Source organism: Acinetobacter sp. 5862 (assembly GCF_024494585.1).
In the GTDB taxonomy this organism is placed as follows: domain Bacteria; phylum Pseudomonadota; class Gammaproteobacteria; order Pseudomonadales; family Moraxellaceae; genus Acinetobacter.
The window spans coordinates 1-6,945 of record NZ_JANHGP010000045.1 but is presented as its reverse complement, the minus strand read 5'-3'; the positions used below and the strand labels follow the sequence as shown (position 1 = coordinate 6,945).

8 protein-coding genes and 2 pseudogenes are annotated in these 6,945 nt (G+C 37.0%); 6 read left to right on the top strand and 4 right to left on the bottom strand.

What is annotated here, in order from left to right; all coding sequences use genetic code 11:
* Positions 1–78 precede the first annotated feature (78 nt).
* Positions 79–288, bottom strand: a pseudogene (locus NO346_RS08005) (hypothetical protein); the annotation flags it as partial.
* A 365-nt stretch (positions 289–653) separates the two neighbouring features.
* Here NO346_RS08005 and argC point away from each other — a divergent pair.
* From argC to clpS, 3 genes are all read left to right on the top strand, one after another.
* Positions 654–1,703 carry an N-acetyl-gamma-glutamyl-phosphate reductase gene (gene argC / locus NO346_RS08000; protein ID WP_087545470.1) on the top strand — a complete coding sequence of 350 codons (1,050 nt, stop codon included), beginning with the start codon at positions 654–656 and terminating at the stop codon, positions 1,701–1,703.
* Between the two features lie 81 nt (positions 1,704–1,784).
* Positions 1,785–2,534, top strand: coding sequence for a DUF6776 family protein (locus tag NO346_RS07995; RefSeq protein ID WP_371924539.1), 750 nt, complete (start codon positions 1,785–1,787; stop codon positions 2,532–2,534).
* Between the two features lie 19 nt (positions 2,535–2,553).
* A complete protein-coding gene (clpS, locus tag NO346_RS07990; RefSeq protein WP_005160061.1) occupies positions 2,554–2,967 on the top strand; it encodes an ATP-dependent Clp protease adapter ClpS in 414 nt (137 codons plus the stop codon).
* Positions 2,968–3,144: 177 nt separating this feature from the next.
* Here clpS and NO346_RS07985 read toward each other — a convergent pair whose 3' ends face one another.
* Positions 3,145–3,615: a transposase family protein gene (locus NO346_RS07985; protein ID WP_256414830.1), complete on the bottom strand. Its 471-nt coding sequence runs from the start codon at positions 3,613–3,615 to the stop codon at positions 3,145–3,147.
* Positions 3,563–3,958 (bottom strand): transposase family protein, encoded by a 396-nt coding sequence (locus NO346_RS07980; protein WP_080631261.1) that lies wholly within the window; start codon positions 3,956–3,958, stop codon positions 3,563–3,565. The genes NO346_RS07985 and NO346_RS07980 overlap by 53 nt, the downstream gene beginning before the upstream one ends.
* Positions 3,959–4,187: 229 nt before the next feature.
* Between NO346_RS07980 and NO346_RS07975 the strand changes: the two genes are divergently transcribed.
* The 3 genes from NO346_RS07975 to NO346_RS07965 all read left to right on the top strand — a co-directional run bounded on the left by NO346_RS07975 (position 4,188) and on the right by NO346_RS07965 (position 6,382).
* On the top strand, positions 4,188–4,406 hold the full coding sequence (locus tag NO346_RS07975; RefSeq protein WP_256414829.1) for a hypothetical protein: 219 nt from the start codon (positions 4,188–4,190) through the stop codon (positions 4,404–4,406).
* A 280-nt stretch (positions 4,407–4,686) separates the two neighbouring features.
* Entirely contained in the window at positions 4,687–5,670 is a 984-nt protein-coding gene (locus NO346_RS07970; protein ID WP_256414828.1) for an ion transporter, read from the top strand.
* Positions 5,671–5,770: 100 nt separating this feature from the next.
* On the top strand, positions 5,771–6,382 hold the full coding sequence (locus NO346_RS07965) for a DUF2238 domain-containing protein (protein ID WP_256414827.1): 612 nt from the start codon (positions 5,771–5,773) through the stop codon (positions 6,380–6,382).
* A 25-nt stretch (positions 6,383–6,407) separates the two neighbouring features.
* Here NO346_RS07965 and NO346_RS07960 read toward each other — a convergent pair.
* Positions 6,408–6,869: pseudogene (locus tag NO346_RS07960) on the bottom strand (MFS transporter); the annotation flags it as partial.
* Between the last annotated feature and the right edge of the window lie 76 nt (positions 6,870–6,945).

Sequence of the window (6,945 nt, the reverse complement as noted above, 5' to 3'; positions counted from 1 at the left end):
ATTTTGTGTGTAGGCTTCTTCATTTGAAAATTATATCGCTGAAAAAGCCTTTACAGATAGGTTTGTGCAACAAAGCCCTTTGACTATAACATCACGCATTTCTACTGGAACTTTAATATCGAAGTTTTTAGGCTTTGGAATCACAACTTCTGGAGTGGGTGGGACATATTGTGCCTCGCTTTCACCGCTTCCACAGCCTACTAGAAAAGCTGGACTAAGCAAAAAAATACTGCTTACGCCTAAACTGATGTATTGGTTTAATCTTTGTTTTGATCTCAAAGAAGGCATTCCAGCTCTCCAAAATTTAGCATCCATGAAATTTATTATTACCGCATGGTTTTTATTCTATGCGAATACTTAGATGATTCAATAGTATTTCTTGACCAGTGGTAAAATTGAATTTATATAAAACAATTTGACAGAACTTTTACACTGTTTTTAATGTTATAGCGACCAGTTAAGTGAAAAATAAGTTGTTAAATTTAGATTTTTGTTTTTAGAAATTTTTATATTTTTACTAACTTTAGCTAGATACAAAATCAATTCCTCAAGTTGTAACTTAGAAATGCTATATAACTTATAGGGTTATGGATTGTGGAAATGGCGTCAAACTGCCATACTACAACCACTATTTATAGTTTGAGGTAGAGCACGTGATTTCTGTTGGCATCGTCGGTGGAACTGGATATACAGGCGTCGAATTATTACGTCTTTTATTAAGGCATCCACAAGCCCAAGTACGTGTTTTAACATCTCGAACTGAAGCAGGAAAACGTGTTGCAGATATGTTTCCAAGCTTAAGAGGGCATACAGATTTAGCGTTCTCCGATCTTGACCTAGATGCATTAAAGCAGTGTGATGTTGTTTTTTTTGCAACGCCACATGGAGTTGCAATGCAACATGCGGAAGAGTTGATAGCTTCTAATGTTAAAGTAATTGATCTTGCTGCAGATTTTCGATTGCAAAATCTATCTGAATTTGAAAAATGGTACGGCATGCAACATAGCTGTCCAGATGTATTAGTCGATTCAGTGTATGGTTTAACTGAACTAAATCGTGAAAAAATTAGAACAGCTCAAGTGATTGGTAATCCTGGTTGCTACCCAACAACAGTACAGTTGGGTTTAGCTCCTTTACTAAAAGCTTCAGAAAAATTGATCAATCCGCAAAGTATTATCATCGATGCAAAGTCTGGTGTATCGGGCGCAGGTCGCAAAGCTAGTTTAGGCATGATTTATAGTGAAAATGCTGATAATTTTAAAGCTTATGGTGTCGCTGGACATCGTCATCATCCAGAAATTGTTGAAGCTTTAGAAAACATTTCGGGTGAAAAGGGACAATTTAATCATCTTATTTTTGTTCCCCATCTTGTACCGATGATTCGTGGTATGTTGAGTACAATTTATGTCGATTTAACTGAGCAAGCTCAGAATATAGATCTACAAGCATTGTATGAGCGTTTCTATGAAAATGAACGTTTTGTTGATGTAATGCCAGCAAATAGTTCGCCTGAAACACGTAGTGTGCGCGGTGCAAATGAGCTACGTATTGCTTTATATCAACCTCAACCAAATAAATTGATCGTATTAGTTGCGCAAGACAATTTAGTGAAAGGTGCAGCAGGTCAGGCGATTCAAAATATGAATTTAATGTTCAATTTTGATGAAGCTGCTGGTTTAGAAGGTATTGGTTTATTACCATAAAAAACGCTTTTTTACTTCACACACATTTAAATTTGGATTTAAATGTGTGCTTTGATGTAAATCATAACGATAGAGATGATGATGGAAAACGCTGAACCGACTACTTCACCAGAAAGTTCCGTTAAAAAAAATAAATTCCTCAAGACGAATTTGCCCTTAGTGATTGCTGCTACATTACTGATTGGTAGTAGTTTTATGTTGGGATATACTGTTGGGCATCGTCAAGGTTTGACTGTTGTTGGTTATGATGCAGATGCTCAACAACTTGTTGATGTTGTACAAAAGCAAAAAACCACTTTGGATTCTGTTAGTAAGAGTTTAAATGCTGCTGTTCAAGAACGTGATATGGCGGTTAGTAATGCCGATGAGTTATTTAAAGGTATTAATCAAGCTAATGCTGATAAAACTCAGTTTGAAAGTATGAACGCCATTTATCGTGAAATTTTAAGACAACGTGGTGGTGTTAGTTTAACTGTACAAAATTTAGCGATTAAATCTTTACCCGAAAATGCTTTTGAATATCAACTGGACTTGGTTCAAGTAAGCCCAAATAAACGTCGAGCTGTTGGTAGTGTTGAGTTAAGATTAATTAAAGATACTGAAGTTTTGGTTGTGCCATTAGAAGATGCCAATTTTAATTTCGATGATTTTGAACGGTTGACTGGGCGCTGGACCATGCCTAAAGGTTTCACACCTCAGTTTATTGAAGTTCGCTTATCTAGTTCACCTACACCAGTGATTAAACGCTTTAGTTGGCAACGTGGTCAACCTGTTGATGTGAGTTCTGCTTTTGTATCAGAAATTCCTCAAGCTGAAGCAAATGCCCAATAAAATTTAGTAAGAACTGGATATGCGAAGATATAAACGTCAAATGAATTTAAGTGAAGTTAAAAATGCCTTTCATCAATCTGGATATGTCGATTGGCACTTAAATCCACGTTTAAGTGACTCGCAAGAGGATCATGATGGCGAAGTCATTGTTCAGACAGCACCACCTGAATTAAAAAAACCGCCACTATACGCTGTTGTTTTACTGAATGATGATTACACACCGATGGATTTTGTTATTGAGGTACTACAAAGTTATTTTGGAATGAATCTTGATCAAGCAAGTCAGGTGATGTTGACAGTTCATTATGAAGGCAAAGGAACAGCAGGTATTTATCCACGTGATATTGCAGAAACAAAAGCGAATCAAGTGAATAACTTTGCACGATCTCAAGGCCATCCATTATTGTGTCAGATCGAACCTGAGCAGCGTTAAAAAAGCAATACACTTGTGTCATATATGGCTCATAAGCTAAGAGTGAAAGCGTAAAAAAGCTGCTGAATATCACTTTGAGTAACCATATCTTGCGAATGGGTCTTTAGAAAACAAGGCTATCTTTCGATATGTGATTTAATCGGTAAATTAAGACATATATTAGACCTCTTTCATAAATCATTTTTTGCTCAGTTCCGAGTTGTAGATTCCAGCGATTAAATTGAATCTCAAACCAAGCCTTTTACCTCTATTTCGATAACGCTCAGCAAGGATTTTGAAGGTTTTCAGGCTGCCAAATACATGCTCAATTCCGATTCTTCTTTTATTGATTTGCTGATTATAGATTTTTAGTTCAGGATCCAATTTACAGTGTCTTTTGGCTTTTAATGGCAACAGGCTATTCGGATACAACACATAAATCCCCTGATAGCCTTTATCTGCAAGAATAAAAGCCCCAAAAGGAATCTGGTTTAAATTGCGTTTGAACAACTCGAAATCATGCACTGCAACGCGACTGGTACATAAACTCAGAATTTGCTGAGTTTTGTAGTGAATCATGGCCTGTACTTTAAAGGTATGGGTCTTTTTCTTGCCGCTATAGCTTTTCTTCTGTTTTTTTAGGCCTTTGGATTGGAATTTCCGTGGCATCCACGATCACAACATGCCAGTCGATGCCTTCGCCCTCGGGTAAATCTTTGGGTAAATTAAACAGATTAGACCGAATCAGGCAGTCTTCAACATGACGGACAATTCTTGAGGCTGTGGGCTCTGAAACCCCGTAACTCGTCGCAACGTGAAATAAGGTTCGGTATTCCCGCCAATAGCTCAGACACAGCAGAACCTGATCCTCCAGGCTTAACTTGGGCGGTCTGCCTTTGGCAGAGACATGCTTCTGCAATTGCTCAACCATCAAATAGAAAGTTGACCATGAGATGCCTGTGTATCGCTTGAACTGAGGATCAGAAAGCTTGTTTGAATCGATGTATTTCATCCGCAGATTATGCACGAATGCTAAGAAATCCGGAGTGCAAATATTAACCAAAAAGAAGATCGTTTTTTGATTTATGAAAGAGATCTAATGATAAGGAAATAAAAAAGCACAAAAATAAATTAAAACCTACTGAAGCTAAAAATCAACCTGATCGTAAGCATGCAACTAGAGAGCTTAAAAAATACTATATAGATTTCCTAGTGATCATTTCTCTGCCTATGGAATATTTATGTTGGGTAAGAAAGTTGAAGACTTAAAAGCGAGAGATATTCCTAAAGTTTTAATAAATGTACTATTAATTGAATTAACTCCTGAAGAGATAGAGAAGTTTCACAACATTAGAAATATAAGAAATAATATTGCACATGGACAGCCTGTTAACCTTAATATTAAATTAGTCGCAGAATACAATGAAGTATTGATGGGGGTTGCAAAAAAAAGTAAATAATCATATATGTGAGTTTTTTAAAATTTATGAAAATAACTTTTTTAATTAAAATATTATTTTCATAAGAAAAATCGTATAAAGAATATTCGGTTTTTCTTATTTTTCAATCACCAATAACCCAACATTTTCCACCAATCAACAAAAAAATGATGATATTGACGACACTCATTTTCAATATCCATCAAGAGTTGTGTAACCTAAATCAAAGATCGAAATGACTTATCAAATGCCTGAGCAACATGATACATTTTAACCTGATTTATATAACGATAAATATGGTATGGCTCAATTTTCATGGCAACAGCTAAGACGGTTTGTTTATAACAATCTGCATGATGATGACTATAAAAGTAAAGTAAGTACCTGTGTCAACTATGTACTGATTTCCCTGATTATTGCCAACGTTGCAGCGGTGCTACTGGAGTCAGTAAATGACTTGTATAAGCTCTATCAGTCTTATTTCGATATTTTTGAAAATCTCTCAATTCTTATTTTTAGTGGAGAGTATTTATTAAGGCTGTGGAGCATCGTTGAGAAAAATCCACAGGAATCAGCATGGAAACAACGGTTTCGCTGGATGAAAAGTGGCGGGGCGATTATTGACCTAATGGCGATTTTACCCGCATATCTGAATTTCTTTGTTCATATCGATTTGCGTTTTTTACGAGTTCTACGTTTATTCCGCTTACTCAAACTGACCCGATATTTTGTTTCATTACAGATATTATTAAGGGTAATTCAACGAGAAAAAGGTTCTTTCCAAGCAGTTATTTTCATTTTGGTCATTATGATTGTGATGACGGCATCCGCAATTTATGTGGTGGAAAATAAAGCTCAGCCTGAAGCATTTAGCTCAATTCCAAAAGCAATGTGGTGGGCGGTTGTTACATTGACAACAGTGGGTTATGGTGATGTAACACCTGTAACCAATTTGGGTCGAATACTAGGTGCGTTTATTACTATTCTAGGTGTTGGTATTGCAGCTTTGCCTGCAGGTATTTTGGCTTCAGGTCTTGCAAATGAATTAAACCAGCGCAATCAAAGACTGGAACAGGAGTTTCGTGAAGCCTTGCAAGCCGATGAGCTGGACTTGTTGCATGACCAAGTTGAAATTGAACGAATTCGGAAAAAAGTGGGTTTGCCAAAAGAGCAGACCCATGAAATTATCATCCAGTTGGTTAGGGAGAAGCTGCTTGAAGATCAGCAACAGGAAAAAAAGAAATATCATTACTGTCCGCATTGTGGTGAAAAATTATCCGAATAAACCTCAAGTATATTGTCAAGTTTAATGAAAAATAGAGTTGAGGATCAATTTTAAGAATCGAGTCATATTAAGACAAAATAATAAAATTAGAGGAGATTATATGAGTCAAAAACTGATGTTGTGTTGTGGGGCATTTATTCTTATATTGATTTTAATCATTTCAGGTATTCATCCATTTGACCGTGGTACATGGGTGATGGAGGTTTTGCCTGTCTTAATTATTGTTCCATTATTGATTTACACCTATAAAACATTTCCGCTCACCAATCTTTTGTATAGCTTAATTTTCTTGCACGCCATTGTTTTAATTGTCGGTGGGGCATATACCTATGCACGTGTACCTTTAGGTTTTGAGATCGCTCAATGGTTCAGTTTAGATCGAAATCCTTATGACAAGATTGGACATTTTATGCAAGGTTTTGTGCCTGCCATTGCTGCACGGGAAATTTTGATTCGACATCAGATTTTAGCCAAAGGGAAAATGCTCAGTTTTATTGTGATCTGTATTGTACTAGCCATTAGTGCGACTTATGAGTTGATTGAATGGGCAGCTGCGTTAGCGCTTGGACAAGGTGCGCAAGAGTTTCTTGGTACACAAGGATATGAATGGGATACCCAGTCTGATATGTTCTTTGCCTTAATTGGAGTAATAACTGCCTTGCTATTGCTGTTCAAATGGCATGACCGACAAATTGCAAAGCTGATGAATTGATCTTAATCAATGCATCAATCTGTCATTAAGAAACGACAGATTCATTTTTCTGTGAGTATTTTGCATACGACAGTGCAATGAGCAGAATTGCCAAACCACCCAGGCTTAAAACAAAACCCACCCAGATCGGTGCTAACCAACCCATATTATGGCTAAGTACCCATCCTCCAAGAAATGCGCCTAAGGCATTGGCTAAATTAAATGCGGAATGATTTAATGATGCCGCTAATGTTTGTGCATCGCCTGCGATGTCCATTAAATGTGTTTGTAATGCGCCACCTAATCCAATCACAGTGAAACCAATCAGAAACAAGGCTGTAATCGCAGTATAGATATTAGACATCATAAAACTTGCAAGTACAAAGGCGAGTGCAGAACTCACCAAAATTCCAATCATCGTTCTAAATAGGCTTTTATCTGCTAGCCAGCCTGAAACGAGACCTCCAATCACCATACCAACACCCCAAATGGCTAGCGCAATCGGGACGGTAATCCTCCCATAAATAACTGAATTTAAAAGTAGAGGTTAAGCAGCCATCAAAGGTGGTTTGCCTCCGTTAGCT

Excerpts from the sequence above, each read along its gene's own strand:
- NO346_RS07970 (WP_256414828.1), top strand. The coding sequence starts at position 4,687 with ATGGCTCAATTTTCATGGCAACAGCTAAGACGGTTTGTTTATAACAAT.
- NO346_RS07975 (WP_256414829.1), top strand. The coding sequence starts at position 4,188 with ATGTTGGGTAAGAAAGTTGAAGACTTAAAAGCGAGAGATATTCCTAAA.
- NO346_RS07995 (WP_371924539.1), top strand. The coding sequence starts at position 1,785 with ATGGAAAACGCTGAACCGACTACTTCACCAGAAAGTTCCGTTAAAAAA.
- NO346_RS07980 (WP_080631261.1), bottom strand. The coding sequence starts at position 3,958 with ATGAAATACATCGATTCAAACAAGCTTTCTGATCCTCAGTTCAAGCGA.
- clpS (WP_005160061.1), top strand. The coding sequence starts at position 2,554 with ATGCGAAGATATAAACGTCAAATGAATTTAAGTGAAGTTAAAAATGCC.
- NO346_RS07965 (WP_256414827.1), top strand. The coding sequence starts at position 5,771 with ATGAGTCAAAAACTGATGTTGTGTTGTGGGGCATTTATTCTTATATTG.
- NO346_RS07985 (WP_256414830.1), bottom strand. The coding sequence starts at position 3,615 with ATGCCACGGAAATTCCAATCCAAAGGCCTAAAAAAACAGAAGAAAAGC.